The following is a 2208-nucleotide window of genomic DNA, read 5'->3' on the forward strand; positions in this document are numbered from 1 at the left end:
CAGAACCGTAAGGGCATGTTTCCCGTTCTCTGCCTCTAAAACACTATCCACGTTGATCTGTTTCAACACGTTCTTGATGATCTTTCTCATTGTTGCAAAGTCATCAACCACAAGGACTTTCATATAAGACCTCCCTATCTATATCAATAGCTGTTCACTCCATACTCAATATATTATCGAGTATGCCTGAAGAAACTTAATATATTCTCGTAAAATTATGTAAGAAAGGCAGCAAGCAAGAAACCCGTAATTCGTAATTCGTGAGTCGTGAATGGAGAAAGGCAATCCCAGGAGATGAGATTGCCGCGCTACGCTCGCAATGACAACCTGCCTTTCACATTTTACGCGATTCTTCCAATTACGAATTACGATTCACGAATTACGGCTGTTCCGCTATGAGCTATCAGCTATGAGCCATGAGCCGGTTTAGAGCTACTGGTTTGCCAGCTCTTCGTTGAGGACGTCGGAAATAAACATATGTCCGGGGGCATGGGTAATGCAGATATCCGGTTTTGCATTCATCACCGCAACCTGGGGCGTCACACCACAAGCCCAGAACAGGGGTACTTCATCTTTGCCGATGGTCACTGCTTCTCCGAAATCCGGTCGCTTAATGTTCCGGATCCCGATTGCTGCCGGGTCCCCGATGTGGACCGGTCCGCCATGAACCGAGGAATATCGCGAGGTGATCCGGACAGCGGGTACGATCTTGTCAACAGGCAGGGGTCTCATGGAAACAACGAGCGTCCCCCTGAAGATACCGGCAGTATTGCAGGGGATATTCGTTATATACATGGGTACGTTTCTCCCTTCCTCGATGTGACGGACAGGTATCTTTGCCCGTATAAGTACCTCTTCAAAAGAATAACTGCAACCGATGAGGAATGTGATGAAATCCTCCTGCCAGAGTTCCCTTATTTCGGGAACAGCCTTCTGCAGCTTTCCTTTTCTGTAAACATTATAGAGGGGAAGATCAGTGCGGATATCGGCTCCTGAAGATAAAAAGATGGTTGTAAACTGACCTGGCTCCAGCACCTCAAGGAGCGGGCACGGCTTTGGATTCCTCTGGCAGAAAAGGAGAAAGTCAAAGGCATACCTTTGCGGCAATATGACAAGATTAGCCTGCGCATAGCCGGGGGCGAGCCCGGCAGTCGGTTTTTTCCATTGACCCCTCCGGATCATAGCCCTTATTTTTTTTGGATCATCATATTTCATCGTCGCTCTTTTCGCTTTTTTCTCCTCGCTAAATGTTTAATCACCAATAACTTGAATAAACAATGACCACGCGTCCGGACTAAAAACAACACCAGAAGACTTTTGTTTGAATACTGCGCATTGATGGTTAATTGGAGCATCGGTGCCGAACTTTCCAGTAGCAAACCGTCGTGAGGCAAGGAAGCTCGGTCTTTTGCGTAGCAAAAGTTCCGAAGCCGAACGCGAGCGATATAAACAAGTCCACACCGTGGGCGAGAAGGGGAGGCTCCGCGGACTTTGTTCGTGGAGGGGGCGACGCAAGCCCCGGTAACAGCGCCGCTGGAGCGGAATGAGCGTGTTTGCGGGGAAAGTTCGGCACCGATGCTCCTCACAATCCCAAAAACGCCTTTCTGATCGATTCGGTATTGAGAAGCTCCTCTCCTGTTCCTTCCAGTATTGTACGGCCTGTCTGGAGTACATATCCGCGGTCTGCCAGCTCAAGCGATTCCCGGACGTTCTGCTCTACGAGGAGTATGGTCTTGCCTGCACCCCTTAATTTGGCCACAGCGCCCAGCATCTCGTCAACAAGCTTGGGCATGAGGCCGAGCGAAGGTTCATCGAGCATGAGAAGTTTCGGATTGGACATCAGCCCTCTCCCGATTGCAAGCATCTGTTGTTCACCGCCCGACAGTGTCCTGCCCGGCTGTTTTTTCCTGTCTGCAAGACGTGGGAAGAGGTGATAGACAAAATCGAGGTTACTCCTCTTCTGCGCTGCATCATTCACAATATATGCACCTATCTCAAGGTTCTCCTCAACGGTCAGGGGCCCGAATATGAGACGTGCTTCAGGGACGTATGTAATGCCTTTCCTGACGATCTCAGGCGTGGACAGCTTATGTATCTCCGCATTCTCAAAATGGATCGTACCTTTTGATGTGTGAAGGGCGCCGGCAATGGTCTTGAGCAGTGTGGATTTTCCGGCACCGTTCGAGCCTACAACGGTAACAAGTTCTC

General features: G+C 49.6%; 2 protein-coding genes. Both read right to left on the reverse strand.

Features of this window, described 5'->3' with window-relative positions; translation table 11 throughout:
- Positions 1-432 precede the first annotated feature (432 nt).
- Positions 433-1215, reverse strand: coding sequence for a putative hydro-lyase (locus tag PHU49_12895; protein ID MDD5244904.1), 783 nt, complete (start codon positions 1213-1215; stop codon positions 433-435).
- Positions 1216-1582: 367 nt separating this feature from the next.
- A partial coding sequence (locus PHU49_12900; GenBank protein MDD5244905.1) for an ABC transporter ATP-binding protein occupies positions 1583-2208 on the reverse strand: 626 nt, incomplete at its 5' end.

Source organism: Syntrophorhabdaceae bacterium (assembly GCA_028713955.1).
Lineage (GTDB): Bacteria > Desulfobacterota > Syntrophorhabdia > Syntrophorhabdales > Syntrophorhabdaceae > UBA5609.

Excerpts from the sequence above, each read along its gene's own strand:
- PHU49_12895 (MDD5244904.1), bottom strand. The coding sequence starts at position 1,215 with ATGAAATATGATGATCCAAAAAAAATAAGGGCTATGATCCGGAGGGGT.